The following is a 26,109-nucleotide window of genomic DNA, read 5'->3' as shown; positions in this document are numbered from 1 at the left end:
ACGCGGGATCGGGCTTGGTCTATAGCAGTTCGCTCGCCCTCTCCACCGCATCGGCGGTCTTGGCGATTCTCTTTCTGGTCGGCTCCGTGCTCCAACGGGTCGCCAACTACTGGGTCGACCACAAATCGGGAGGTGACTATTCGTCGGACGATGCGGCGATCCTTCTCTTGATCGAGACGGGAAAGCTCATGCTGCAGACCGTCTGGTACTCACTCGAACTTGTGGCTCTATTGCCAAATCTGTGGGTGGTGAGTGTATTCTCCGTTCCGCTTGGTAGTGGAGGTTACCGCCGTATGCCAAGGGCCGCGTCCGGCTGCTGCTTTGCCTGGTCTTCTCGCTTCGCTCGCCCTGCATCCTCGCCATCGTGGCTCGGCTTCGGTCGCCCGGCAAAGACTCCTCCTTGGCCGTTGGCGGGGAGGATGTTCCACTGGTCAAGCGGAAAGGAGAGAAGTCGGCAGGAGGCCAAAAAAGAGCATCCCGCTCTCGAGGGGCGCATGATGGAGTTTGCAAGGACTTCTTCAAACGCCAGCCGCGAGAGACGGGATGCGACTTCAGGTTATCCTCAACGCCTTGGAGCGTCACGGGAGTTTCGTCTACGAATCGGCGGCTTGGGCCGATTCGTCGAAAGAGGGACTGCTGGTTCGGGTTCGCCCACGGCGTCGCAGCCGGCCGATCTGTTCGGGTTGCGGGAATCGTGGCGGCACGTACGACCACTTGCCGGAACGCCGTTTTCAGCACGTGCCGTTGTGGGGCCTGGCGGTCTGGTTCGTCTACGCGGCGCGGCGGGTCGCATGCCCTGCTTGCGGGGTGAAGGTGGAACGCATTCCCTGGGCGTCGGGCAAGGAGCGAACGACGTCGAGCTTCCAATGGTTCCTGGCCCGTTGGGCCAAACGCTTGAGCTGGCGTGAGACCGCCGAGATCTTCGGCACGAGTTGGCACACCGTCTTTCGTGCGGTGAAAATGGCGGTTTGCTGGGGAATCCGCCATCGCGAGCTGGAAGGGATCGAGGCGATCGGCATCGACGAGGTCGCCTACCGCAAGGGGCATCAGTACTTCACCCTGGTCTATCAGATCGACCGCGGATCGCGTCGTCTGCTTTGGGTCGGGCAAGACCGGACCAAGGAGACGCTCGGTCGTTTCTTTCGCTTCTTCGGCAGGCGGCGAACCGAGCGGCTGAAGTACATCTGCAGCGACATGTGGAAAGCCTACCTGTCGGTCATCGCTCGCGAGGCCAATGGGGCCCTGCACATTCTCGACCGCTTCCACATCATGCAGTTGTTCAACAAGGCGATCGACAAGGTGCGGGCCCAGGAGGCACGCGAACTCAAACGCAAGGGCTTCGAGGTGCTCAAGCGGACGCGTTGGCTGCTGCTCAAGCGTCGCGGCAACCTCAAACGCAAGGAGGTCCTTCGTCTCAACGAGTTGTTGACGCACAACCTCAGGACGGTCAAGTGCTACCTGATGAAGGAAGACTTCCAGCGGCTTTGGGACTACAAGGCTCCCTGGCGGATCGGATCCTTCTTCCAGGAGTGGCTCGATCGGGCCTTGAGCACACGGATCGAACCGATGCGCAACCTGGCACGAACCCTCGAGCGTCACGCCGAGCAGATCTTCAATTGGTTCGAGGCAAAAGGAGAGATTTCCGCGGGCGCCGTCGAGGGAATGAATCTGAAGGTCAAATTGACGACCCGCCGCTCCTACGGCTTTCGCGACCCCAGCACCCTCAAATACGCTCTCTATCACAATCTCGGCAACCTCCCCGAGCCACCATCGACCCACAAATTCTGAAGACGAGGCGAACTTGTTACCTACTACTACATCTCCCTCTTCGCCGAAGTGAGCTGCTTTGTCACCGGCTTCGCGAACGCGATCACCTGCGTTTTCTGGAAGCTACCCTACGCCTTCCTCGTCACCAAGATTCAGAAGGCGACGAGTAGTTTGGAAGCGTTCCTTGTGTTTGTCGCGCAAATTGCGATTGGTCTCGTTTTGGCGATGGTCGCCTTCTTCATCGTCTATGCCATCATCGAGGTATCTTAGCTAAGAAGTAACCGGTGCATGCCTGCCCTCTGATGCTCCATTGTGTTGGGTCTCCTGGTTCTTCGGGCGCCGTTGGGTGTTCGTCGGCTCGTGCCAAGGAGCAAGGTCTCCTCTTCAATGCCTCTCGCGGAGACATCAGTCTTGATGTACACTATCTCCTCGATCTCCGACGAAGGGAATCTTCGTGCGTTCAAGGATGATGCCGATGACCGATACCGCGACCATGTCCCCGCTCCACGACTCGTTCGAGGCCCGTGGTCCGTGGGTGACGCAATTCACCATCGATGGGGAAAGCTTCGGCGGGGGATATGACCCCGAGGCCGATCAGCGGCTGCCGAACTTCCGACGCTGTTTTCCCGAGCCCGGCCGTGTGCTGGAATTGGGGAGTCTCGAGGGAGGGCAAACATTCTCCATCGCCAAGATGGCCGAGCATGTCGTCGGGGTCGAGGCCCGGGCGGAGAACGTCGAGCGGGCCAAGTGGGTTCAGGGAATGCTCGGCTCGACCAACACGACCTTCCTTCAAGCCGACGTCGAGAAGGCCGATCCGGCCGAGTGGGGGACGTTCGACACCATCGTCAACGTCGGCTTCCTCTATCACCTCGCCGAACCGTGGGACGTGCTTCGCCGGCTCGCGTCGCTCAAGGCCGACATGTTTCTGTGGACCCACGTCATCCCGACATGGAAGGCGTGGACGTGGCGTCAGGGTTATCGCGGCAAGCACTATCGCGAGTACGGGCTGGAGGATCCGCTCAGCGGGATGCAGGCCCGTTCGTTCTGGCCGACGCGCGACGCCCTCCTGCGGATGCTCGCGGAGACCGGTTTTCGCCGCCTGGAGATCGTCGACGAGGAGCCCGATCACCCCAACGGTGGGCCCGCGTTGACGATCGTCTGCCGCCGTTGATGAAGGCGATCATTCTTGACGCTTGAATGGGTTGCCAACCTTGGCGACGGGAGTCCTCTTTCCCAGGGAGATCTCGTCAGATGTCCCCCTCTCCCGCGGGAGAGGGCTACGCTTCACTCAGACGTGTCGTCCTATCGCTTGAGCCGTCCCCTCACCCGGCTTGCCGCGCTCGCCGACCTCTCCCCAAGGAGAGGTGTTGAGGAACAAGACGGTGAGATGGTTTCAACCGACGACAATCTGCCCTATCTCTCTTCACACCAGTTCCGGGGCCAGTTCTTCCTTGGCGCCGACGTGAATCGACTCGCCGTCGCTCGCGGGAGGCTCGTGGGTCTCCTCCTTCGTGACGGGGTAGAGATCGAAGACGACGCTCAAGATGACCGGCACCAGGAACATCGTGAAGACGGTCGAGACGGCCAGTCCGCCGACGACGACCGCGCCCAGTCCGCGATAGAGTTCGCTACCCGATCCGGGCATCAGCACGAGCGGCAGCATGCCGCCGACCGAAGTGAGCGTGCTCATCAAGATCGGCCGCACCCGCGAGCGAACGCTTTCGGCGATCGCTTCCCGCGGTGTCAAATGGCTGACATCATCACCTTCCTCGGACGTTCCGCTCATGAAGTTGAGCGCCTGGTAGACGATCAGGATCGCGTTGTTGACGACCACTCCCGCGAGGATGACGAAACCGAGGATCGTCAGGACGTCGAGGTTCTGGACCGGCATGTAGCGATCGGCCACACTCCACTCGTGGACCGCCGCCAGCCCGAGGAAGCCCCCGAGCGTCGCCAGCGGAACGCTCACCATGATGACCAACGGATAGACCCAACTCTGGAAGAGCACCACCATCAGGAGGTAGACCACCAGGAACGCGAGAAAGAGCGAACTGGTGATCGTTCCCAGGACCGTTCCGTCGCCCAAGAGCGCGGTCTTGATCTCGTTGAGCTTGCCGGCGGAACCGGCGAGGTTGATCTCGACGCTCGGCGAGATCGCCCCCGAGGCGCGGAGGTCGGCGACGGCGGCGTTGATCTCATCGATGGCGTCCTGGAGTGGAAGCCCCGGCGGGGGGGTGAACTGGAGGGTCACGGCCCGCTGGCGGTCGACGTGCTTGATCTGGTCGGCGACGCGAACGCGTTCGACCTCGGCGATGCTCTGAAGGTCGAGCACGCGACCGCCGGGGGTCGCGATCGGAGCTTGTAGCATCGCGTCGATGGGATGTTCCGCGAGCGCTTCCTTGGTGATGATCTTGAGGTCCTTGAGTTCGCCGCCGACTTGGAACTCGCGCGGGAGGATGATCCCGTCGCCGCTGGCCGCGACCGCCAAGCCGACGTCGCGCCGGTTCATGCCCACGTCGCGGAGTCGCTCGTCGTTGGGAATGACGCGCAGCTCGGGTGTCGGCAGCGAGAAGTTCGCCGGCTCTGGCGTCACGCTCGTCGGCCCGAACTTACTGAAGAGTCTCATCAACAGAGCGCCCGCCGACTGGCTGACGGTGGGCAAGTCGTCCCCGGCGATATCGATCTTGATGGCCGACCCCGTCGTGCCGCCGGTTTGAAAGAGGGGCGCTTGGAAGGCGAAGGCGATGACGTCGGGCGCGGCCTCTCCGGCGACCGCGTGATTGAGCAGGGGCAGCGCGTCGACCACCTTCTTCTTGTCCTGGGAGATGGCGACTTGGAAGACCATGCCGTCCCAGGCGACGAGGAAGTAGTGTTCGACGGGGGGAGGAAGGACTTCGGCATCCGTCCCGGGGCCGACCGGAAGGGGAACGCGGCGGTCCTCGATGTCGCCCTCCCGGTCGTCGTACTTCTCGGCGCCGAATTGCGGGCCGGCGATCTCCCAAGCTGGCCGGACGCGCTCTTCCATCCGGTTGCCAATCGTGGAGAGTTGGTCCATGCTGTAGCCGGGCGGCGGGATCAGGATTCCCAGGACGATGTTGCGGTTGCCCTTGGGTAGGTAGTCGATTGGAGGCATGAGCCACCAGATGCCGACGAAGGTCAAGCCGAGGAACGTCGCGATGACCGAGAGCCGGACGACCCAGCCGTCGGTAAGTCGGTAGACGATACCGCTGACGATGCGCGGGAGATCCGAGACGGCGCGGAGCCACTGCCAGGCCCGCTGCGCGAAGCGGCCGATGGAGCTGGAGGCGAGGCGATCACTCTTGGGAATCGCGGGGCGCTTCGCGGAGAGCATCAGGCTCGCGGCCGCCGGGATGACGGTGATCGAAACCAGTAGGCTGACGCCGACCGCCGCCATGATCGCCAGGGCGATGTCGCGGAAGAGTTGTCCGGCTTGTTCCTGGATCAGCAGGATGGGGAAAAAGACGACCAGCGTGGTCAGGGTCGAGGCGAGGACGGCGCCGGCGACCTCGTTGGTCCCTTCGATGGTCGCCTGGCGGATGGGCTTGCGCATCTCGAGATGGCGGAAGATGTTCTCGATGACGACGATCGCGTTGTCGACGACCATGCCGACGGCGAACGCCATGCCCGCCAGCGAGATGATATTCATCGATCGGCCGAGCATCACGAGGATCACGACCGACGACATGACCGAGATCGGGATCGCGACCGCGATGATGCCGATCGTGCTGAGCGAGCGGAGAAAGAGCAGCAGGGTCACCGTCGCGAGCAAGCCGCCGACGAGGATGTTGCTGGTCACCAGTCCGATCGCGTCGTTGACGTAGGTGGTCGAGTCATAGGTCGTGACCAGCTCGAAGGTGCCGTTGAGGCCGAGCTTTTCGGCATGCTTCTCGAGCAGGCCACCGGGAGCGTTGAGCTCCTCGATCTCGGCGTTGATGGCCCCCATCGTTTCGAGCAGGTTGCCGCCACTTTCGAGCAGGAAGTTGAAAAAGGGCATGCGATGGCCGCGAGCGCGGACCCACTCGGTCATCTCCTTGTGCGAATAGACGATCTCGGCGACGTCGCGCAAGTAAATCGGCCCGGTCGGATCCCGGCGGACGACCATGCTGCCGAAGTAGTCGGCGTCGCGTGCCCGGCCGACCGAACGAACGCGGACCTCGTTCTTGCCGTCGACGAGCTTGCCGCCGGAGAGGTTCTCGTTGCTGGTCTGGATCGCCTGGATGAGGTCGGTGTAGGTGATCCCTCGTTGGGCGAGGGCGACCGGGTCGACGCGGACTTGCACCTCGGCCTCGCGCGCCCCACGAATACCGACTTGCGAGACGCCGGGGATGCGCTCAAAACGAGGGCGAAGTCGGCGGTCCATGAAGTCGTAGAGCGTCGTCGCGTCGAAGTCAGGGTCGGTCGAGGCGAGCCCGATCCATGCGATGTAGTCGACCGACTCGGGGTCGTAGTCCTCGATCTGCGGTTCGTCGACGCCGTCGGGATAGGAGGGGACCTCGCTGAGCTTTTGGTCCACTTCCGCCATCGCGTCGTCGATGTCGGTTCCGGTTTGGAACTCGAGTCGGATCTGCCCCATCCCCGGCTGACTGGTGCTTGTCATCGAGACGAGCCCGGAGATGTCGCCGAGCCGCTGTTCCTGTTCCTCGATGACGTCGCTTTCGATCTCCTCGGCCGAGGCGTTCTCCCACGCGGTCGCGACCGAGATGACGACCGACTCGACCTCGGGGGCCATCTGCACCGGCACCCGATCAAAGGCGATCACGCCCGCGAGCACCGCGAGGATGACCCCGACGGCGATGGTGATCGGCTGTTGCACCGACATCCTGACCAAATTCATGGCGACGTCCCTCCGCGAACCTGACTTCTCTGATCGCTAGCCGAAGCGGCGACTGCGTGACTCCGGGCCCGGTGTCACCCGAACATCCAAATGGATCAGCGTCCTAACGATCCTTCAGCGTGGCGAGCTGGGGTTCTTGACCGGGCTGATAGGTGAACTCGACGCGACTGCCTGGGATGATGCGCTCGTTGCCCTCGACGATCACGAAGTCCCCTTCCTGGAGGTTGCCGCTCTCGATCGCGGCACGATCCCCCGATTCGAAGAGGACCGTGACGGGAGTCTGGACCGCGGTGTGGCCGCTCTCGCCGTCGGGGGCGGCCTTGAAGACATAGGCCCTTCGGTCGCTACGGATGATGGCCGAACGCGGGATGGTGAGCCGAGGGGCCTTGGTTCCCGTGGGGATCCATGCGGTCACCGACATGCCCGTCGTCAGTTCGCCCTCTTGGTCGTCGAGTTCGACGACGAAAGAGAAGGTCCGCGTGCGCGGGTGAACTTGGGGAATTCGCTTCGTTTGAATCGCGGGGACGCGCTCGCCGGTCGCGGCGATGCTAACGAAGACATCGTTGACGTCGCGCGAGAGACTCTCGCTGTAGCGTTCGGGAACCTCGAGCCACGCGTCGATCTTGCCGGTGGAGACCAAGGTCACGATCGGGTCGCCGGCGCGAAGCCATTCGCCAGGCTCGGTGTGACGTTCGACGATGCGGCCGTCGAAGGGGGCGCGGATGACGGTGTCGTCAAGACGGATGCGCAGGAGTTCTTGCTGGCTCTTGATCTGATGGAGTTGTCGCTTGGCGGCGTTGAGCTGGGCCTCGGCGATCTTGTACTCGGCGGTCGCGTGGTCGAGCTCCTCGGGGGAGAATGCCTTTTTCTCAAAGAGGAGTCGGGCTCGGCCGACGTCCTGGTTGGCTTTCATCTCCTCGGCTTCTCGCTGGGTGATCAGGGCTTCGGTCGTGGCGTACATCGCTTCGGACTCGTGGAGCATCGCCTCGAGTCGGCGATCGTCGATCCGGGCGAGGACGTCCCCTTTCTTTACGTGGGCTCCCTCGCGGACGGTGACTTCGGTGACGCGGCCATCCTCGAGCCCGGCGACATTGCCGCGTGAGAGGGCCCGCAGGGTTCCGGTGACGCGCTGATGTTCCTGAACCTTTTCCTTGAGGACCTTGGCGGTGCGCACGTGGGCGGTTGGCTGGGCGAGGGTGGTGGTCGAGAGGGCAACGATGACGAGTATCGCCAACGGCGTGACGCGATGGATCGGTGATGGCACGATAGGAAACTCCCCCCGACGACGGGATTAGCGAAAGAGTGTTCGCAGGAAGGGCTCAGGACCCGGCGGTCTCCGCCCGTTGGCTTCCGGCAACACACTAGTGACGATTAGACTAGTCGTCTCAAGGTTCGCGAAAAAATCAGTCTATTTCGCGAGCAAGCATTCAAAAATAAAGTGCAGGAAGTCGTCGGCCGCGCGAATCTCGCGGTCGACTTGCACCCGGAGGAAGACACCCTCCCACGCCGCGATCATGAAATCGGCCAACGCTTCGGGGTCGTGATGCTCAGGGATCTCCCCCAAGTGTTGGGCCTCGCGGATGCACTGCGCCGTCAGACTTCGCCACTGGTCCATGGCGCAGCGGATCGACGCCCGCACCGGGTCGCTCAGAGTCGCTAACTCCATGGCTAGCTTAAAGATAAGGCATTCGACGGTGTAGCCGTTCTCGATCAGATAGGTGCGTCCCCACTCGAACTTGCTGCGAAGTCGTTCCAGTGGGGTCTTGTTCGGCTCGGAGAAGAATGCCCGGAGGCGCTGGGTATGCTCGTCGGCGCACTGGTTGACGATGCAGACGCCGAGGTCCTCCTTCGACGCAAAGTGGTGGTAGAAGGAGCCTTTGGGCACGCCAGCGATTTTGAGAATTTCGTTGAGACCGGCGCCATTGTAGCTCTTTTCGAGCATGGCTTGGTTCCCGGCCTGAATGATACGGTCGCGCGTTTCAGCGCTCATGGAAAGTCCCTCATCGTGAACCAATATTAGACCAGTCGTCTCGACTTGTCAAGCCGAGTCGACCGGTGGTGCGATTCGTGACGATTTTCCGTGCGCCGGAGGCAACGTTTCGCTCCGGCACGCCTTGTGGGAATGGCCCCAGCCGAGTGCTCTGTTCCAACGTGAACTTGGTGTTGGTATGGCCCTAACTCATTGGCACTGACTGGCCAGCAGTGGCACCCGAGAATTCAAATGCATCAGTGGGCGAGTCCCCGCACGGGGAAAGTTGGCTTGACCACTTTGCCGCATCCCTTTATCCGGCATGACTTCTGGGGAATCCGCGAGCCTTCCGCTCCGAGGCCCCGGCGAAGATTCGTCGCGAGAGGAATCGCGCAAAGGGCGAACTCGGAGCGGTCCAAGGGGCCGCTCGTGGGGCGGCCTTGATCGATCGGGGGATCGCTCTCCCCGCCGAAGCGAAGGATGACCGTTATGGATGGCAAGTCGGTGTCGGCACGAAACGCGTTCGCAGCCTTGGTCTTGATGCTGTGTCCCGCCGTCGCGATGGCGCAGGATGTTCCTCCCCGGCCGGTGGCCTTCGATGCCGCCGATCCCACGGGTCGGTCCGCGCTGCCACCTTACGACGCCGATGCCGCGATCCGTCCGGCGATGGCCCAGGGGGCCGACGCGATGCCAACCGCCGAAGCCATCGGCAAGACCCTCACGTCGGGCGTCGCCATTCCCTCCGCACGGGCGAAGAGTGAGTCGACGTCTCCCGGTGGCAGCCGTATCCGTCCTCTCGTCGAACTCGAACAACGACTCCCGCGGCAACTCCGTGCCGGCCAGGCGACCAACATCGAATTCATCCTGCACAATCGCGGCGACCTCGCGGCCACCGAGATCAGCTTGATCAATGAAGTCCCGCAAGGCGTGGTCGTCCTCGAGAGCAACCCGCCCGGCAAGCTCACCGATCACACCCTCGAATGGACCATCACGCGTCTCGAGCCAGGACAAGAAAAGCGGGTCGAGCTCAAGGTCAAGGCGACGCATGGCGAGGGTCGCTTCCTCACCGCCAGTCGCACCCGACTTCGCTACGAGACCGAGGTGATCACCGAGATGACCATCTTGCAACCTCGCCTGGAACTGACCGTCGAGGGGCCCGAGAAGGGATCGGTCGGTGACGAGATGCCGTTCGAAGTCACTGTCAAGAACACCGGCAACATCGCGGCCGAGGGAGTCATCCTTCGCGACGTGTTACCCGCGACCCTGGCGCATCCCTACGGGCCGGAACTGGAGAATGTGCTCGGTCGCATCGAGGCCGGCGAGGAGCGGTCGACAACCCTTTCCGTCACCCCGACCGAGGCGGGCGAGATCGCCAACACGTTCGCGGTGCACGCCGATGAACTCGCTCCGGTCGAGAAGTCCGTCAAGCTCCACATCCGCAAGACGAAGCTCTCGCTTTCCGCGAACGGTCCCCGCTTTCGCTACCTCAACCGCCCCTGCACGTTCCAGTTCACCATCCGCAACGAAGGGGCTCGCGCCGCCGAGGAGGTGGAACTGAAAGTCGATGTTCCCAAGGGAATCTCGTTCGAGAAAGCCTCCAACGGTGGCCAAGTCGATGACAAGAAGGAAGTCGTTCACTGGAAGCTCGGCAACATCGACGCCGGGGAGACCACGACCCTGTCGTTGACCGGCGTGCCGACCGCGATGGGCGATCAGCAGTGCCAAGCGGTGCTGCGGGCCTTTGGCGAGACCTACGCCAAGACCGAGTTGGCCACCAAGGTGCGCGGCACCTCGCGGCTCGCGATCCATATCGACGATCTCGACGATCCGATCGAGTCGGGCAAGGAGACGATCTACGAGGTTCGCTTGCTCAACGAGGGGACCCTTCCCGCGACCAACGTCCGCGTCTCGATGACGATGTCGCCGGAACTCAAAGCGGTCGCCGCCGACGGTCCGAGCAACAACAAGGCCTACCAGAACATCCTCGCGTTCGAGCCGGTGCCGCAGCTCGAGCCGACCGGCGAGTTGGTCTACCGAATCAAGGTCGTCGCTCAGCGCAAGGGGGATGCCCGTCTTCGCGTCTCGGCTCAAACCGACGAGATGAGCCGGCCGATCATCTCCGAAGAACCGACCAAGATCTACAGCGACTTCTAGGCTTCCCACGCGAGTCGCTAGCAACCACCCCGGTGTTTCGAGAGAATGTCCCGAAAGGAGACCTGCTCCAAGCTCGGGAGACGTTCTGGTGGCCAAGTATCGCGTCGTCGGCATCAATTTCGATCACATGCACATCGGCGATAACCTGCGGATGGCGTTCGAGCACCCCGCGTGCGAGATCGTCGGCGTTTGCGACGAGACCCCGTCGCGCATGAAGGACGCGATCGCCCAGTTCTCCCTCCCCCAAGATCGCGTCTTCACCGATGTGGCCGCGTGCATGGAGGCGGCCGATCCCGACCTGATCCTCCTCTGTCCGGCGACGGCGGCCCACGGCGATTGGACGGAACGACTGGCTCCCTACGGCAAGCCAATCCTGATGGAGAAGCCCTTCGCCGCCTCGCTCGAGGAAGCCGATCGCATGGTCGCGGCGTGTCAACGGCATGGCGCCAAGCTCGCGATCAACTGGCCGATGGTTTGGTATCCCTCGCACCGCACCGCCAAGCGGCTCGTTGACGAGGGAACGATCGGTCGTGTCCTCGAAGTGCACTACTACGACGGCAATCGTGGTCCGCTTTGGCATACCGCCGACAAGATCGAACGGACCGCCGACGAGGTCGAGCGGGAGAAGCCCTCGAGCTGGTTCTACCAAAGGTCCGCCGGCGGCGGCTCGCTGCTCGACTATCTCGGCTACGGCGTCACGCTCGGAACATGGTTCCTGGGCGGGGCCAAGCCGATCGAGGTAGTGGCGATGGCCGATCGTCCCGACGGCCTCGAGGTCGACGAGCACAGCGTCACCATCGCTCGCTACGCCTTTGGCCTGTCGAAGTTCGAAACCCGTTGGGGAACGTTCACCGATCCATGGACCCATCAGCCGCAACCGAAGTGCGGTTTCGTGTTGGTCGGCACCGACGGGACGATCAGCAGCTTCGACAAGGAGGCGACGATTCGCGTTCAGACGGCGGATCATCCCGAGGGGCGGGAGGTAGCCGTTGATTCCCTCGAGACTCCGCATCAGAATCCCGTGCAGTACCTAATCGACTGTCTCGAACGCGACGTGCCGGTCGAAGGCCCCTTGTCGCCGGAGCTCTCGCGCATCGGCCAGCAGATCGTCGATACCGCCGTCCGTAGCGCCGAGGAGGGCCGTGTCCTGCCGCTGATGGGGTAGGCGATGACATGACCGACTCGTCGCCAGATTGAATGAGGAGTTCGCGCCATGGCGGAGACGACGTACGGCCTCGCGAACGTTGAGAGCGGTGAAGCCGTCCCCGCGCCGAAGCTCGACTACCAGCCGCCGCGCCCGAATCGCTACTCGCCGAAGATCGGACTCATCGGTTGCGGCGGGATCAGCGGCTATCACCTCGCCGCATACCGAGAGATGGGTCTCGAGGTCGTGGCGATTTGTAGTCGCGACCGAACCAAGGCCGAGCGGCGGCGCGACGAATTCTTTCCCGACGCCGACGTCACTGACGACTATCGGGAGCTTCTACGACGCGACGACATCGAGGTGGTCGACCTCGCGATCCCGCCCGCGCCAAGGGTCGGTGTCATGGAGGCGGCACTCAAGGCCGACAAGCACGTCCTGAGTCAGAAGCCCTTCGTCACCGATCTCGAGGAGGGCAAACGTCTCGTCGATCTGGCCGAGCGACGGGGACGCAAGCTCGCCGTCAACCAGAACGGCCGCTGGGCCCCGCACTTCGCGTATCTTGGGCGGGCGATTGACGCGGGGACCGTCGGGCGGGTCTCGAGTATCGATTTCGTCCTGCACTGGGATCACACCTGGACCGCGGGCACGGCGTTCGAAGAGATTCACCACCTCGTCCTCTACGACTTCGGGATCCATTGGTTCGATATCGCCACCCGGTTCCTCGGCGGGAGGAGTCCCCATCGCGTCTTCGCCAGTGTCGCACGCTCGTCATCGCAGGCAATGAAGCCGCCGCTGTTGGCTCACGTCGTCGCCGAGGCCGATGGGGCGCAGGTGCGGATGTCGTTCAACGCTCAGGTTCGCTTCGGTCAAGAGGATCGCACCGTGGTCGCCGGCGAGTTGGGGACGCTCAGGGCCTTTGGGCCGGAACTCAACGAGCAATCGGTCGGGCTCTGGACGACGGAGGGCGTCGCCGCTCCAGCCCTCGACGGGGACTGGTTCACCAGCGGCTTTCAAGGGACGATGGGCGAGCTTCTTTGCGCGATCGAAGAGAACCGCGAGCCAACCAACGGCGCCCGCGGCAATCTTGAGTCACTCGCCTTCTGCTTCGCCGCCCTCCGCAGTGCCGACACCGGCCGCCCGGAGGTTCCAGGAAGTGTCATGAGGGTGGCATAGGAGTCTCTCGCTGGTTACGCTGCCACAAGGGTGCCACTGGCTGCTTGCCAGCCAGTGCGGGAACACTTCGTTCTTGAGACGAACGTTCCCGTCGGCCTGATGGCCGTCGGTCACTCATCCCGCTCTTCTCCTTCTTCCTTTTGAAGCTCCGGGTAGCGGACGCGGAAGAAGACTTCGTTGAGATCGCCGTGGGGGTTGAGGGAGGGATCCGGCTCGTCGGCCTCGCCATTGGGACCGAGGTTGAAGAGCGTGAACCCGTCCTCCTCGATGCGGTAGACGATGGGTTTCTTCGAGAAGATGCCGAGCGACGCTTCTGCCAGGCTTTCGTCGAGAACCTCTTCGAGCCGCTCCGGCAATCGGCCATGCTCGGCGCGGTAACGATCGACCCGCAGCGCCAACCGCGCGAGACGGAGACGTTGCCGGGTTCGTAGGACCGCGTTGCCGCAAACCGAGACGGCCGGGACGAAGAGCCGGGTGAGGACGTAGCGCGGCGGCAAGTCGCGAATGGACCCGTCGAGTCGTTGCGCCTCCTCGTGTCCCTCGGGGCCTTCCTGGTCGACGGCGTCGGAGATGTTGCTCATCAACCGGAGTGACATGGCTTTGTCACGCATCTTGAGCGGTTCGAAGACGCTGTAGCCGACAATGATACTCGCCGGGACCGGGATGCTGAGCCACCGCAGACTGTTGGGGCGGTTCTTGTTGTTGATGAAGAGCTGGACGTTTCCGCCTCCCCAGGCACTGACATCCTCCGGTGTGGCATGTTCCAGGGACGTGTGCATCGCGCATCGTTCCGCCAAAAGAGAGCGGCGCAGCCGGAAGGACTCGTCGATGGTCGCGAGCCGCCGATCGAGATGCTCGAACGCCGTCTCGTCGAGATCGAGATAGGCGAGGACGTGCTCGAGAGAGCCCATCGCCATGCTCTGATTCGCGCAACGGACGAGCTGGCCAATAAGAAACGGTTCGTCGCGGGCGAGTTCCGCGATCGTTAAGTCGCGATGGAGCGAGTGAAGGGCCTCTTGCTCGTCGCCATCGAGAGCCGAGAGCACGGTGACCGCGGACGAGAGCCGAGCCGCTTCGCGGTAGGTCTGCAGATGCGGCATCGACAATTCAAAGGGGGAGCGGGTGTCATAATCGTATTGGAATTGAACGTGGGGACGTTCGAGGGCGTTGTCGAGTTCGGCAAGCGCCTCTTCTTGGCCTTCGACACCAGCGCGAAGTTGCTCGACGAGTTCGACGGTGAGGACCGTTCCGGGCGCGACCGTCTCCTTGAAATTGGAAGACTGTGCCAGACTTGTGGCCCTCAAGATCGCCTTGGTGTTGTCCTCTTCGAGCGGCTCGGGCCGGAGATCCCTGAACCACAGCGGCTCGCCGCGCGCGAGGATCTTCGCCCGCTCCGCGGAGAGCTCCCGCCACGCGCTCCAGTAGGCCCACGTCCAAGCGCCGGCGATGAGGAGAAAGAGGACGGCCGGGATCGCGAGCCAACGGAGCAGGCGACGATGGAATGGTTTGTGGGAGCGAGGTGTCGAGGAGATGTCACTCATCGCTCGTCTCCTTCGCCGGAGTTCGGTACCGCACCTGAAACGTGACTTCGTTCTCGTCGAGCCGCTGGCCGGTGGCTTCGTCGATGCCATCGTCGTGGCCGTTGGGGCCGAGGTTGTAGAGCAGGAAGGCATCGTCGGTCGCTTGGTAGCGGATCGGCTTGTCGGAGAAGATGCCAAGGGCGAGATTGGTGGTGGAGGGATCGAGGGCGTCTTCGAGGCGGTTGGGGAGTTGGCCTTCGCGCCGGGAGGCGTCGAGATGAATCGCGATCAGGGCGAGCCGAAGCCGTTGACGGTAGCGCAGCCCGGCGGTGCGCGCTTGGACCAGGGCGGGAAGTTGGAGCTTGATGAGATTGAAAAAGTCAGGCAGTTCGACGATCCGGGCTTCGAGTTCGGCGACCGCTTCATCCCCCTCGGGACCGGTGACGTCGGCGATCTCGGCGACCTCGGTTAGGGTCCGGAGCATCTGTGCTCGTTGGGCATCGAAGAGACCCTGCACGGGCAGGCGCAGCACCATGCGGAGAAACCCCGGAGGGCGGCCGGCGCCGGTGAGGGCCGCTGTCGGCAAGTACGCCATCGACGTGTTGACCAGGGCACGCTCGCGGAGGAACCAGCGACGGAGGGAGAGGTCGGCCTCGATGGTCGCGAGTTGTTGTCGCAGCAGGTCTCGCTGCGCGGGTGGGAGCGGACGCTCGCCGAGGAGGAGTTGGAGTTCCCGAAGTGAGGAGGTTCCCATCGCGGTGCGAAGAAGCTGGACGATCAGGAGCGGCTCGTCGCGCAGTCGCTCGCCGACGCGAAGTCCAAGCAGGACCGAGTCGGTGGCGACATCGGTCTCGCCCTCTGCCAACGCCACCAGAATCTGGGCGCGCAGGACGCGATTGATGGTTCGAAAATCCTTGATCAGCGTCAGCACCGCGGGCATCGGCATGGGGTCGGTGTAGTCGAGAGGCAGCCGAAAGTGGGGGCGGCGCAGGCCTTGAGCGATGCCATCGAGTTGGCCCTGGTTGGCCGCGATCGCTTGCCGAAGGGTGTCAAGCTTGTCGCCCGCGAGGGGAGGCTCGACGGCCAGGATGTCGTTGAAGGGTCGTTGCTGGATCTTGTTGAGCGCGGTCAGGACGATCTCGGTGGCGTCGTCGTCGGGATCGACCGGCGCGGGGGCGAGTTCCGCGAAGGTGACCGGTTCGCCGCGGGCGCGGATCTTGGCGATCTCGCGCGAAAGCTCCGAGGAGAGGCTCCTGTTCCAAAGCCCCCAGGCCACCAACGCCACCAGGACCAGTCCCAGCGGGTAGAGCCACCAGCGCCGCCACCGCCTCTTGGGAGTGCCCTCGCGCGTGCCGGGAGCGGCGTCGGATGATGACATGACGACGTCAGTCACGAACTGCCTCTCCTGGGTCTGGGGACGTTGGGTAGGCGACGGTGAACGAGACCGCTTGAATTGCTTCCTCAGGGACGATCGTAAAGCCCGTGTTGGTCGGATGATAGTCAAAGCGGGTCGTAAACCCCAGGCGTTTGGTCGCTGGGGAGAGACGATTGCCCTTGGCATCGACCAAGTGATCGGGCAACTGTCCATGCTCGTCACGATAGCGGTCGAGCCACAGGGCCAGCCGGGCTAGCCGGAGCTGCTGGCGGTAGAAGAGGTTCGCGACCCGCGCCTCGTCGAGACGCTCCGCATGGACTTTCGGAAGTTGGTAGGAGTCGGGAAGCTCGGCGATGTGCTTGCGCCAGTTTTGGTGACGAGCTTTCCCTTCCGGGCCGTTCGTGTCGGCGAATTCGGCCATGGCGGTGTAGGTCCGGAGGATCTCGGCGACCTGGCCTTTGACGCTGGCGCGGGTCAGAAACGTGTGCAACCTCTTTCGCCAACTTCCAGTGTTGGATGCGGTGAGTGAGACCTCGTCCATCTTCGAATAGGTGAGCGCCCGTTCGCCCAGGACCGCGGGGGTGAGCGTCAGCGAACGCTCGATGTCGGACAAGATGCGGTCGAATCGTTCCCGATCGTGTTCCGAGAGGTTGGCCGATCCAAGAAGGAGAGCGACCTCGTCGAGAGCGGTGCGTCCGATTCGATACCGGGCGAGCTGTGCCGAAAGAAAGGGTTCGTGGCGTAGTTGCTGACTGAGTGCTAGCTGAAGGAGGATACTCTCTATCGCTGCTTCGGTATCTTCTTCCGCAAGGCCGATGAGAAAGCGCTTTCGTAGCAACTGACCGACCGCTTGCAGCCCAGAGAGGTAGGCGTTGACTCGCCGCATCGCTGCCGGCAGCGAGGTCCCGGGAGGGACTGGAAGGCGTCCCGGATCTTGGTCGTTTGTCGCGGCGATCCGGTCCAGCAAGTTCCGGTAGTTCGCGAGATCGTCTTGATGGAGACGTAGCGTCCCACGCCCAACAAGCTGCGTTGACGGCTCGATCGGGGCGAGGCTCGTGATGTTCAGCTTGCGGATCTCGTCGAATGGAAACGGCGTCGCCTCTTGGGCGATCTCAGCCGGCTCCGGGAGGAGATCGTCGAAGGTGACCGGCTGCCCGAGAGCGCGGATTCGCTCAAGCTCCGCCGCGAGGTGAGAGGCGGAGCTCCAGCGCCACCAACCCCAGACGGCCAAGAACGCGAGCACGAGGACGATCGGGAGGAGGAGCGATTGTCGCCAACACCCGCCGCGGGAGGGGCTCGCGTGGTCACTCCGGCTCATCGGATCTCGCTGACGATGGCGGTTAGTACTCGATCTTGAAGACGGCGACGGTGAAATCCTCCTTCGGTTCGCCTGTCTCGCTGCCCTCCTTGCCAGGGTTGTGGATCGTGAATCCGGACTCGGTCGGACGGTAGATCAGCGGCTTGCCGGTAAAAAGACAAACGGGCAACTCCTCGAGGTTGTCGTCGAGGACTTGGTCGAGGCGTTCGGGAAGCTTGCCATGCGTGGCCCGGTAGCGATCGACGCGAATCCCAAGACGTGCGAGCGCGAGCCGTTGACGAACGCGCAGTGAACCAAGTCGCGTCGTCATGAGCCCATTGAGGATATCGTACACCAAGGGGAAGGGTGTCGTCTTGGACGACGTCTCGATTTGACGGCGCAATTCCTGGGCGCGCTCGCGGGCCTCGGGACCGACCTCGTCCATGAGGCCGACGACTTCGGTATTGAGGCGAAGCGTCTCCGCGAGGCCCTCCATCAGGATCGGTTCGCCAAGCACCGTCGGCATGAGCCGAAGCTTGAGCGAACGAACGCGGTCCGCGACGGTCGGCGGTTCGGGGGGCCGGTTCCGACCGAGAAGGACGTCGAGGATCGAGCCCGGCGACATCCGTTCGACGGTCTCCACGAGTTCGAGGAGTTTCTTGGCATCGACGTTGACGAAGGAGGTGTGAATCGCGGCTCGGGTGGCCAGGGCGATGGGGCGCGTTCTTTCCCGTCGCTGCTCCGTGGTCAGCCGTTGGTCGAGCCGCTTGAACGCCACGTTGGAAAGGTCATCCACGGCAAGGAGACGCTGAAGTTCCCGCACGGTGCTCGCGACGATGGCGAGTTTCCAGACACGGTCCATGACCGGATCGTTCGAAGCGGGTAGGTTTGCCACGTTCCACTGGTCGTGAAGACGCTCCAGCGCGTCGGCGTTGTTGCCTTCCATCAACGCGACGCGGTAGCGGCAATGGTAGAGCCGCCGAACGGCCATGACGGGCGAGATCAGCGATCGGACCCCTTCCCACAGCGGCGTGGGCGAATCGAGCCGTTCGTCGCGATGAAGAGTCTCGGTCGCCATCGCTTGGTTCGCCTCGACGTGGCGGCGCAGGGCGGGAAGATGCTCGGGATTCAGCGCGTCGTCGGGACGGATGTAGGTGTTAACGATCGTGCGATCCTCGTCCGGCGGCTTCACCATGGCCTTCTCTGCTTGGAGGAGCAGGTCGATGACATCGGGTTGCGGGAGCACATCGAGTTCCGAGAACCAAAGCGGTTCGCCGGCGGCGACGATCTCGAGCTTGGCCCAGGCGCGGAGATAGGCGGTTCCCCACCAACTCGCCACGAACGCGACCAGGCCGAGCGGCAAGACGAGTAGCGTCGGCCACCAACGGCGCCGCGGGGTGGATGGAGAGAGGGGTGGTCTTTCGGTGTCTCGGGATGGTCAAGGGGCATCGGGCTCTTCTGCGCTCTTCGAGGGGACTGGTTGGGAGTAGTCGATGGCGAAGGTGATCGGGGGCCACTCACCATGTTAGGGCATTTAGTGTAGGAGTGTGAGCGGGAAGAGGGGAAGTGGGGCTTGTTGGTCCATGGGGGACTGGCAACAACGTCGGGCGACGTGAGTCGTACCCTCTGGCACTGGCCGGCAAGCAGCCAGTGGCATCTGAAGTGTTGGGGCCGACAAGTATCAGCGGGGATCGCGTCGGGCGGAGACGACCGAGGTCGCGGGAGAACCGAGCGATGCGTCGAGGTGGGGACGTTCGATCTCGAAGGAGAGTGGCGACGTGGGGTCGTTGTCCCTGGCGGGGCCGCGCACGACGAATCCGCTGACATCGGGCTGGTAGCGAAGGCCCTTCCCCGAGAAGACGCAGTGATGCTGTTCCGAGGGAAGAGTTGCGATGAGATCGGTCAGCCGCTCGGGATAGTACCCTTTCGCCGACCGATGATGCTCGAGGCCAAGGGCGAGGCCCGCCAAGCGGAGGCGTTGCCGGCAACCCAAGAGCCACGCGCGGTAGCAGATGCGGCGCTGGTGAAAGGAGCTTACGACCGAGAAACAGAGCTCGTCGCGAGCCTCCTCGCGGAGTTCGTTCCATTGCTGTTCGCCGTGAGGTCCGACGGTTTCCAGGGCGTCGATCGCCTGGGTGAAGTGGCGGAGCTGTTGGGCGATTCGCCGGGAGACGAGTGGGCGGGTGATCGTCGCCAGAGGTGGGAACGATGAGGGGATGCCGGCATGGGGGGGCGATGGTTTGGGAATGGGCCGGCGTTGTCCTCGTCCCTCGTGGGCGATGAGGGCTTGGTCGTGGACCCAGGCCCGTTGCCGTATCAGGGTTTCGCGGGCGCGTGGGTAGCGTTCGATCTCCATGACACGAGCTTGCAGCGCGAGCAGCGATTTAGGTGCGAGCGGGAGGCGCGAGAGGGTGATCTGCAAGTCATCGAGAGCGCGGTGGAGGATGACGAGGCCGAAATACTGATCGTGAAGCAGTGCTTCTCGGGAGAGGTAGTCACCCAGTCGAAAGAGGCGGAGAATTGCGCTGGTGGCATCATCGGCATCGCGGTGGTGTAGGGCGACGCGCAAGCGGCCTCGATAGAGGTCGGCGGCGGCGCTCAAAGGGCGAAGCGACGACCTCGGCGGACTTGGGGCGTTGGCGGCGTAGTGGTACGGGTAGTGAAATTGGTCACGATCAAGGGCGCGATCGACGAGCGTCAGGACCTCTTGTTGCCGATCGAGTTCCCGCTCGAGGGCGGCGAGTCGCTTGGCGTTGGTGGGCCATTCGAGAGCATTGCGGAAGCCGGAGCGGGGCGGTTGGAACTGGCGAGTGGCGTCGAGTAGGAGAGGGGCGGCGTCGTGATCGGGATCGAGGGAGTCGGGAGCGAGTTCGGCGAAGGAGAGGGGCTCGCCTCGCTGGCGAATGGTCCTCCTCGCGTGTTGGAGGTCGCGTTGGGCGGAGTTGGCGGCGAAAGCCCAGAGCCCGATCGCGAGTCCGAGTAGCAGGGCGCAGGACCCGGCAACGCGCCAGGCAAGGAGTTGCAAGTGGCGTTGTTCGCCCATCAGCCTTCCCCCCCCCTAGTCTGATGGCAAAATTTTATCGCAATCGCATAATAAGCGAGCTTTCCTTAAAAAGTAAAGGCGATTGTTCGGATTCCGGGAAGATCTCGTTCCACGAGACATCACGGGGAAATCGGAGGTGGCGATGCCGGTTCAGGGGCGAACCGGCGCGTTGGAGTGATCCGGTTGGGTCGGTTTGGTCGCCGCCGCGAGGTGCTTGCGGATGATGGCGATCGCCTTGGGGTTGCCGTCGAGACGTTCGGGATCGATGCGGCTGCGGTAGGCATCGCGCCGATCGAGGAACTTGTCGATTCGCCGCGACGAGGCGGCCTCGAGCAGCATGTAGTCGCCGGCGCCCATCTCGCGGAGATAGTGGGCGTTGATCCGTTGCTCGAAGTGGTTGGCCTCGGGCAGTGCCAGGACTGGTTTTTGCAGGTAGAGGGCTTCGCCGAGGGTTTGATTGCCGGCGGCCCCGACAACCGCGTCGGCGGTGGCGAGATCCTCCACGAACTGGCGCTCGTCGATCTTCTTGAAGTTGAGGTTCCCCTCCGGCATCCGCTCCCCGAGACCGTAGACGCGCACTTCCGAGGGCAACGTCCGCAGCAGGTCGAGAACCTTGGTCGAGGCCCGTCGTCGCAGGTACGCGATGAAGTGATCGCCCCGTTCGCTCTTGGCTTCGCGGATCTCCGGACGGAGCAGCGAACCGATCTGGACGACGTCCTCTTGTCCCTGGCGTAGCGGGGGAAAGAAGAACGAGGAGACGACCGTTTCCGCCTCGCCCCGGTAATAGGCTTTGACCGCGTACGCCATCGACCAGGCGTTGAGCCGGAGCGTTGGTGGCAGCGACGAGAGATCGCACGCCGTCAGGAAGTGCTGGTGATCGAGACTTAGGAAGGGCATGCCGACCTTCTTGGCGGCGGCGGGCAGCGCTGGTTCGAAGTCGGTAATGATCAGGTCGGGGCGTTCGCGTTCGATTTCGTCGACGAGTCGTCGGACGAGACTGCGAAAGTGGAAGAGGAAGTCGATCGAGCGGGAGACCGTGGTCGCGTAGTCGAGCCGCTTGCCGCGATAGTGAAAGACGAGTCCCGGGATGCGGCGGACGACGACATGCGGATGGTCCTCGTAGCGTGGCGCGAGGAAGTTGTAGGCGTCTCGCGGGCAGTAGAGGAAGAACTGGTGCTCGTGTTGGAGTTCCTCGACGAGCGCCCGGACGCGCGCGGCGTGACCGCGGCCCTCGCCCGCCATGCTGTAGAAAATCGTTCCCACGACTATCCTCGCCTTCCTAGCCGCTCAGGGCTCCTCGTTGGACAACGGCTTGCGACCGACAAACTGGTAGTACGGAACCTTCCCGAAGGGGATGTAGGGTACCTTGCCCCGACGTTCGTTCAGCTCGACGACGTCGAAGTGTCGGCTGACGTAGGGGATGTAATCGGGGCTGAGAAAGACGTTGTCGAACGCGAACCAGTTCGGCCAGAAGAACCGCGTGCACCAGCCGTGCTTGGAGCGACCCTCGGCGGGGAACTTCCGCGCGATGTAGAAGTCGACGATCCCGATCGTCCCGCCCGGCTTGAGGAAGCGCAGGGCGTTGTCGACGGCGGCGAACCAGTCGGGGATCATCGAGAGGGAATAGGAGAAGGTGACGAGGTCGGCTTGGCCTTCTGGTGGGGTGAAGGTCGTGGCGTCGGCCTCGACGGTGACGATATTGTTCCAGCCCTGCTCGGCGGCACGACGTTCGGCGACCTCCAAGAGCGAAGGCGAGAGATCGACGAGATAGCCCTTGGAAAAGTCGGCCAAGCGGTCGCCGAAGTAGGTGGCGTTCGAGCCGGTGCCGGCGCCGACATCGACCCAGACGTCTCCCTTGTTCACCGGGAGGGAAGCGTAGAGTTCTTCCCGTCCCGAGAGGAGACGCTTGCGAAACGAATCGTAGTTGTCGGCTTGTCCCGAATAGAAGGACTCAAGTCGTTCGGCGTGCGTGCGCCCCCGGATTGGGGAGAGCGTGAGATGGTAAAGGACCTTAAGATCCTGCGCGATTGACATGCCCAAAGTCGTCCTAGTGCATCATCCATTCTTAATTTTTGGGTAGAGTCGGGCCAGTTTGGTGCGTGCTTCGTCGATTTGTAGTTGCCAGTCGACGCCGCGCTGCTTCTGGTTGGTCTGATCGGACCAAGCCCCGATTTCGTCTCGTAATTCGTCGAGTTCGCCGACGCGTCGACCGGTCAGACACTGTCGTGTCATCGCGCTCAGTTCGCATTCGGCGACGTTTAGCCAGCTCCCATGCTTCGGAGTGTAGACGAACGTGATTCGCTTGACATAGGCACGTGCCACGGCAGGCTCAAACAACTCGTAGAACGCTCCCTTGGTGTGGGTGTTTAGGTTGTCGAGAACCAGCGTCACTTGCTGGCAATCGGCGTAGCGAGTGTCGAGCAGTTGCGCGACCTCTTGCGCCCAATCAACCTTGGTGCGTTGCGACCTGGCCGTCGCTTGGCGAAAACCTGAAAGCGGCTCGCTGAACATGAAGATGCTCGCCGTTCCGTTTCGTTCATACTCGTAATCGACTCGCTTGGGATGGTCCTTGGCAGCTTCAATCGGCTGCCTTGTTTCTTTGATCAGCTGGACCGGTTGCTCGTCCATGCAAATGACCGGATGGTCTGCATCGTAGGGTCTTTCATAGGTTTCGAGGACTTCCTCCATGCAAGCGACGAACTCAGCGTCGTTCTCGGGGGGGATCACCCAATAGTCGATCATACGCTTGGTCATGCGATTTTTTTTAGCGTCTTGCGAACGGTCTCGGGACAAATGGATTCCACTACCTCTAGTTTAACCAATTGATCGGCAAGCAGTTGCAGCGTCCACTTGCCGTATCCCTTGGGCGGCTCTCCCAGACGCATGGCGATTAGTCTTGCTTCGGCCTGCCCGTCGAGCTTCGGCGGAGTCGGTGGCTTCTCGCGTCTCATTCCATCCAATGCCAACGCAAAACTCTCGGTGACTAGGCGTTTGCGTAGATTCTCAACGGTCTGGACACGACAACCAAAAGCCTCGGCAATTCTCTCATCCGTCCACGCCGGACCGTTGGCGTCTGTCTTCAAGAGCATTTGTGCCCGTCGAACCTTCTGGGAGGAGCCTTTGAGCTTCTTGATGACCGCGTGACAAGTTGCGCGTTCCTCTTCCGTGAGGCGAACGATGTACTTCTTGTTCATTGGGAAACCTCCGTGCTTTCCAGGAAGCAGCAAGTTTCCTCGAACAGAAGCAATCAACCAACCCGAAATCCTAGGATAGATGAACCACTAGTTCAATTCTCGCGTTGAGCGAACTGGGATGCGACCCTTGGGGACGCCCATCGCTCCACGCTTACGCCGGCAACAGGTCGGCGATGTGGAAACTTCCATAGGTGTGCACGCGGTCTTTCACGTGCAGCTCCGCCGCAAGGTCACGATTGTACGAAAGCAACTCGGAGACTTGGTATCGCTGATCGCGACGGAAGACTTCGAGTCGGTCGACGTAGTCGGTCTTGAGTCCGCCACTGCGCCACAAGAGCCGCGCGTTGGGAGCGGCTTTGTCGATGATGGCTTGCCATTCCCGCTGGAGCATCGGCACACCGAAGGTGCTGAGCCAGTCCATGTGATCGAGCAGGACGTAGCGGGAGATGCGTCCGTCGTGGGATTCGAGGAAGTCGGTGATCGAGCAGGTGTGAGTCGAGACCCGGTCGACCGCGCCGTCGCGGAGTTTCTGAAAGTTCTCGGGACGGAGGTACTCGGGGCAGCACTCGGGCGAATACTCGCCGGTGAGGTAGACGCGCCAGAAGTAGTTGTCGTGGATCGGCAGCGAGGCGAAGACCGCCTCGAGTGATTCGAGGATGAACTCGATGATGCCGCCGGCGTAGTGGCGTTCGACCTGTTGCCGCTGGGGCCGGGGAACCCCGACGAGCGAGAGGGTGGTGTCCTGGCCGAGCCACCAGCGCATGAAGGGGGTGAAGATGATGTCGCGCAGCTCATCGTAGATGACCCGCTGTTCCTCGACGGTTTGGGCGGCGAGTAGTGCGGAGATCCCATCGCGGACCTTGGCGATCTTGTCGATGTAGACGTTGATCAAACGGGCGAAGGTGCCGGAGGTGCCACGGAAGTAGAAGGAGCGGCGCCGCGGGTCGGAGGTGAAGTAGCCAATCCGGCGGTCCCAATAGCTCCGGGCCCAGGGCGAGAGGTCGCTGCGCAGCGAGCGACGGTAGACGGCGCGGGAATCGTCGAGCCGACCGAGTCCGAAGAGGGAGAAGAACTGTTCGTAGTCGAGATTGCGCACCGCGGAGATCTTGAGCTCCAGCAGGGCGTTCTGACGAGGGTTCATATCGACGGCGTAGACGTGCTGGGGGCCGACGAGGGCGTAGTCCAGGGCATTGCATCCCGCGGAGGTGATGACCAGGACGTTGTCCTCGGGGCCAAGCTCCAGCGCGACGCGGTCGAGTCGTGGATCTTCCCAGCAGGTGTTGTAGACGAGGTTGTTGCCGTGGACGAAATTGAACCACTTGCCGCTGAACCAATCACCAATGTTCTTCATCGTGTCGCCGCCTCGAAGTCGCTTGATCGGGAGCCGCTGTCAGCTTCACCCGTGAATGTCCTGGTCGAATCGTACTCCACGAGCCTTTACCGATCACCCGACAAACGGGCATGTTTCCCAGCATGGCGTAAGGATCCCACGGCCCGATCATGGGCACGGCGACATTCGCGGTTGGGTACCTTGGGGAGGTGCTACCGCCGAGAGTCTACCACAGGCCGTTGGGGGGAGTATGGAACTACTTCGCCATGAAGCAATCGTCGACTCCCCGAAAAACCAAAAACGCCGAGCAAGCCCGGTCCCTCCCCTGTTGTCAGGCGAGAGCGACGGGCTCCTCTTCTTCCGCATCGGGTGCGATCAGCGAGTCGAGATCGGAGGGAGCGGGAAGCGGAACGGTTTGCTCCTCTTGAGCCGACGCGTTCCAGGGTTGCTCCGTCCAATCGTGTAGCGGGGAATGGACAAGCCTGAGCCGCCCCTTGTCGTCCTCGACGATGGCGGTGCAGCTTTCTACCCAGTCGCCCGTGTTGTAGTACATGACATCGTTTTGCCGGTGGATGGCGGGGTTATGGATGTGTCCGCAGACGACACCCTCGCAACCCTTCGACCGAGCATAACGCGTGATCATGTGCTCGAAGTTGCTGATCGCGCTGGTCATCTCCTTGACTCGTCGCTTGACGTAGATGCTCAGGGGCCAGTAGGTCATCCCGAGTTGTCGGCGAATCGAGTTGAAGATTCGGTTAAAGCTCAAGAGAATGTTGTATCCAATGTCACCCGCCAACGAAAGCCATTTCGCTCGAACTACCACTGCATCAAACTGATCACCATGGATCACGAGGATGCGGCGCTGGTCGCTGGTGGTGTGGATGAACTCGTCGGAAATCTCGACGCCGCCCAGGGTGACGATAAAGCTCCGGAGGAACTCGTCGTGGTTGCCGGGGGTGTAGAAGATCTCGGTGCCGGCGTTGGCCAAGTCGAGCAGTCGCTTGAGGATCAGCGTGTAACTCTCGGTCCAATACCAGCGTTTTCCGAGCCGCCACCCGTCGAAGAAATCACCCACGAGGTAGAGCCGTTCCGGCTGGTGATCGCGGAGGAATTCGAGGAATGCCGAGGCGTTGGCATGTCGGCAGCCGAGATGGACGTCGCTGACAAAGAGAGCGCGCACCTTTTTCATGGCTGGGGTTCCTTGAGTTGGATCTCCATTTCCGATCGAGGCCGCCCGCGGGTGGCCCCATCCGTGCGTCCAAGCGCGGTGAAGTTGCGGTGGGAGAAG

Annotated in this window: 20 protein-coding genes; 6 read left to right on the top strand and 14 right to left on the bottom strand. The window is 62.6% G+C overall.

Annotated elements, in window-relative coordinates; all coding sequences use genetic code 11:
* The first annotated feature begins 543 nt into the window (after positions 1-543).
* From Pan216_RS26510 to Pan216_RS26500, 3 genes are all read left to right on the top strand, one after another.
* Complete coding sequence (locus tag Pan216_RS26510; RefSeq protein WP_145254871.1) at positions 544-1,788, top strand: ISL3 family transposase; 1,245 nt, start codon at positions 544-546, stop codon at positions 1,786-1,788.
* A gap of 48 nt (positions 1,789-1,836) precedes the next feature.
* Positions 1,837-2,037 (top strand): hypothetical protein, encoded by a 201-nt coding sequence (locus Pan216_RS26505; RefSeq protein WP_145263003.1) that lies wholly within the window; start codon positions 1,837-1,839, stop codon positions 2,035-2,037.
* 205 nt (positions 2,038-2,242) lie between these two features.
* Complete coding sequence (locus Pan216_RS26500) at positions 2,243-2,938, top strand: class I SAM-dependent methyltransferase (protein ID WP_419193030.1); 696 nt, start codon at positions 2,243-2,245, stop codon at positions 2,936-2,938.
* 252 nt (positions 2,939-3,190) lie between these two features.
* Here the strand turns inward: Pan216_RS26500 and Pan216_RS26495 are convergent, their stop codons facing one another.
* From Pan216_RS26495 to Pan216_RS26485, 3 genes are all read right to left on the bottom strand, one after another.
* Positions 3,191-6,622: an efflux RND transporter permease subunit gene (locus Pan216_RS26495; protein ID WP_145262999.1), complete on the bottom strand. Its 3,432-nt coding sequence runs from the start codon at positions 6,620-6,622 to the stop codon at positions 3,191-3,193.
* Between the two features lie 103 nt (positions 6,623-6,725).
* Positions 6,726-7,886, bottom strand: a complete 1,161-nt coding sequence (locus Pan216_RS26490) for an efflux RND transporter periplasmic adaptor subunit (protein WP_419193029.1) — start codon at positions 7,884-7,886, stop codon at positions 6,726-6,728.
* A gap of 144 nt (positions 7,887-8,030) precedes the next feature.
* Entirely contained in the window at positions 8,031-8,612 is a 582-nt protein-coding gene (locus Pan216_RS26485; RefSeq protein ID WP_145262995.1) for a TetR/AcrR family transcriptional regulator, read from the bottom strand.
* Positions 8,613-9,071: 459 nt separating this feature from the next.
* Between Pan216_RS26485 and Pan216_RS26480 the strand changes: the two genes are divergently transcribed.
* The 3 genes from Pan216_RS26480 to Pan216_RS26470 all read left to right on the top strand — a co-directional run bounded on the left by Pan216_RS26480 (position 9,072) and on the right by Pan216_RS26470 (position 13,062).
* Positions 9,072-10,745: a DUF11 domain-containing protein gene (locus Pan216_RS26480; RefSeq protein WP_145262993.1), complete on the top strand. Its 1,674-nt coding sequence runs from the start codon at positions 9,072-9,074 to the stop codon at positions 10,743-10,745.
* Positions 10,746-10,830: 85 nt separating this feature from the next.
* Positions 10,831-11,910: a Gfo/Idh/MocA family protein gene (locus Pan216_RS26475; protein WP_145262991.1), complete on the top strand. Its 1,080-nt coding sequence runs from the start codon at positions 10,831-10,833 to the stop codon at positions 11,908-11,910.
* A gap of 48 nt (positions 11,911-11,958) precedes the next feature.
* Positions 11,959-13,062: a Gfo/Idh/MocA family protein gene (locus tag Pan216_RS26470; protein ID WP_145262989.1), complete on the top strand. Its 1,104-nt coding sequence runs from the start codon at positions 11,959-11,961 to the stop codon at positions 13,060-13,062.
* 110 nt (positions 13,063-13,172) lie between these two features.
* Here Pan216_RS26470 and Pan216_RS26465 read toward each other — a convergent pair whose 3' ends face one another.
* The 11 genes from Pan216_RS26465 to Pan216_RS26415 form a co-directional block, all read right to left on the bottom strand.
* Positions 13,173-14,603: a hypothetical protein gene (locus Pan216_RS26465; protein WP_145262987.1), complete on the bottom strand. Its 1,431-nt coding sequence runs from the start codon at positions 14,601-14,603 to the stop codon at positions 13,173-13,175.
* Positions 14,596-15,975, bottom strand: a complete 1,380-nt coding sequence (locus tag Pan216_RS26460; protein ID WP_145262985.1) for a hypothetical protein — start codon at positions 15,973-15,975, stop codon at positions 14,596-14,598. The genes Pan216_RS26465 and Pan216_RS26460 overlap by 8 nt, the downstream gene beginning before the upstream one ends.
* The gene (locus tag Pan216_RS26455) at positions 15,968-17,275 is read right to left on the bottom strand and encodes a hypothetical protein (protein ID WP_145262983.1); all 1,308 of its coding nucleotides are present in this window, start codon (positions 17,273-17,275) and stop codon (positions 15,968-15,970) included. The genes Pan216_RS26460 and Pan216_RS26455 overlap by 8 nt, the downstream gene beginning before the upstream one ends.
* Before the next feature lie 22 nt (positions 17,276-17,297).
* Positions 17,298-18,617: a hypothetical protein gene (locus tag Pan216_RS26450; protein ID WP_145262981.1), complete on the bottom strand. Its 1,320-nt coding sequence runs from the start codon at positions 18,615-18,617 to the stop codon at positions 17,298-17,300.
* Positions 18,618-18,935: 318 nt separating this feature from the next.
* A complete protein-coding gene (locus Pan216_RS26445) occupies positions 18,936-20,297 on the bottom strand; it encodes a hypothetical protein (RefSeq protein WP_145262979.1) in 1,362 nt (453 codons plus the stop codon).
* 150 nt (positions 20,298-20,447) lie between these two features.
* Positions 20,448-21,560 carry a glycosyltransferase family protein gene (locus Pan216_RS26440; RefSeq protein ID WP_145262977.1) on the bottom strand — a complete coding sequence of 371 codons (1,113 nt, stop codon included), beginning with the start codon at positions 21,558-21,560 and terminating at the stop codon, positions 20,448-20,450.
* A gap of 24 nt (positions 21,561-21,584) precedes the next feature.
* Positions 21,585-22,331 carry a class I SAM-dependent methyltransferase gene (locus Pan216_RS26435; RefSeq protein ID WP_145262975.1) on the bottom strand — a complete coding sequence of 249 codons (747 nt, stop codon included), beginning with the start codon at positions 22,329-22,331 and terminating at the stop codon, positions 21,585-21,587.
* Between the two features lie 21 nt (positions 22,332-22,352).
* Positions 22,353-23,051 carry an IS630 family transposase gene (locus Pan216_RS26430; protein WP_145254028.1) on the bottom strand — a complete coding sequence of 233 codons (699 nt, stop codon included), beginning with the start codon at positions 23,049-23,051 and terminating at the stop codon, positions 22,353-22,355.
* Entirely contained in the window at positions 23,048-23,491 is a 444-nt protein-coding gene (locus tag Pan216_RS26425) for a helix-turn-helix domain-containing protein (protein WP_145254025.1), read from the bottom strand. The genes Pan216_RS26430 and Pan216_RS26425 overlap by 4 nt, the downstream gene beginning before the upstream one ends.
* A 151-nt stretch (positions 23,492-23,642) precedes the next feature.
* The gene (locus tag Pan216_RS26420; RefSeq protein WP_145262973.1) at positions 23,643-24,842 is read right to left on the bottom strand and encodes a BtaA family protein; all 1,200 of its coding nucleotides are present in this window, start codon (positions 24,840-24,842) and stop codon (positions 23,643-23,645) included.
* A gap of 310 nt (positions 24,843-25,152) precedes the next feature.
* Complete coding sequence (locus Pan216_RS26415; RefSeq protein WP_419193028.1) at positions 25,153-26,010, bottom strand: UDP-2,3-diacylglucosamine diphosphatase; 858 nt, start codon at positions 26,008-26,010, stop codon at positions 25,153-25,155.
* Positions 26,011-26,109 lie beyond the last annotated feature (99 nt).

Source organism: Kolteria novifilia (assembly GCA_007748055.1).
In the GTDB taxonomy this organism is placed as follows: Bacteria; Planctomycetota; Planctomycetia; order Kolteriales; family Kolteriaceae; genus Kolteria; species Kolteria novifilia.
The sequence above is the reverse complement of the archived record's forward strand: the minus strand, read 5'-3'. Positions and strand labels throughout refer to the sequence as shown.

What these genes read in the sequence shown, in the direction of transcription:
- Pan216_RS26480 (WP_145262993.1), top strand. Translation starts at nt 9,072, where the DNA reads ATGACCGTTATGGATGGCAAGTCGGTGTCGGCACGAAACGCGTTCGCA.
- Pan216_RS26500 (WP_419193030.1), top strand. Translation starts at nt 2,243, where the DNA reads ATGACCGATACCGCGACCATGTCCCCGCTCCACGACTCGTTCGAGGCC.
- Pan216_RS26455 (WP_145262983.1), bottom strand. Translation starts at nt 17,275, where the DNA reads ATGAGCCGGAGTGACCACGCGAGCCCCTCCCGCGGCGGGTGTTGGCGA.
- Pan216_RS26425 (WP_145254025.1), bottom strand. Translation starts at nt 23,491, where the DNA reads ATGAACAAGAAGTACATCGTTCGCCTCACGGAAGAGGAACGCGCAACT.
- Pan216_RS26470 (WP_145262989.1), top strand. Translation starts at nt 11,959, where the DNA reads ATGGCGGAGACGACGTACGGCCTCGCGAACGTTGAGAGCGGTGAAGCC.
- Pan216_RS26435 (WP_145262975.1), bottom strand. Translation starts at nt 22,331, where the DNA reads ATGTCAATCGCGCAGGATCTTAAGGTCCTTTACCATCTCACGCTCTCC.
- Pan216_RS26495 (WP_145262999.1), bottom strand. Translation starts at nt 6,622, where the DNA reads ATGAATTTGGTCAGGATGTCGGTGCAACAGCCGATCACCATCGCCGTC.
- Pan216_RS26465 (WP_145262987.1), bottom strand. Translation starts at nt 14,603, where the DNA reads ATGAGTGACATCTCCTCGACACCTCGCTCCCACAAACCATTCCATCGT.
- Pan216_RS26445 (WP_145262979.1), bottom strand. Translation starts at nt 20,297, where the DNA reads ATGGGCGAACAACGCCACTTGCAACTCCTTGCCTGGCGCGTTGCCGGG.
- Pan216_RS26415 (WP_419193028.1), bottom strand. Translation starts at nt 26,010, where the DNA reads ATGAAAAAGGTGCGCGCTCTCTTTGTCAGCGACGTCCATCTCGGCTGC.
- Pan216_RS26485 (WP_145262995.1), bottom strand. Translation starts at nt 8,612, where the DNA reads ATGAGCGCTGAAACGCGCGACCGTATCATTCAGGCCGGGAACCAAGCC.
- Pan216_RS26420 (WP_145262973.1), bottom strand. Translation starts at nt 24,842, where the DNA reads ATGAAGAACATTGGTGATTGGTTCAGCGGCAAGTGGTTCAATTTCGTC.
- Pan216_RS26430 (WP_145254028.1), bottom strand. Translation starts at nt 23,051, where the DNA reads ATGACCAAGCGTATGATCGACTATTGGGTGATCCCCCCCGAGAACGAC.
- Pan216_RS26510 (WP_145254871.1), top strand. Translation starts at nt 544, where the DNA reads ATGCGACTTCAGGTTATCCTCAACGCCTTGGAGCGTCACGGGAGTTTC.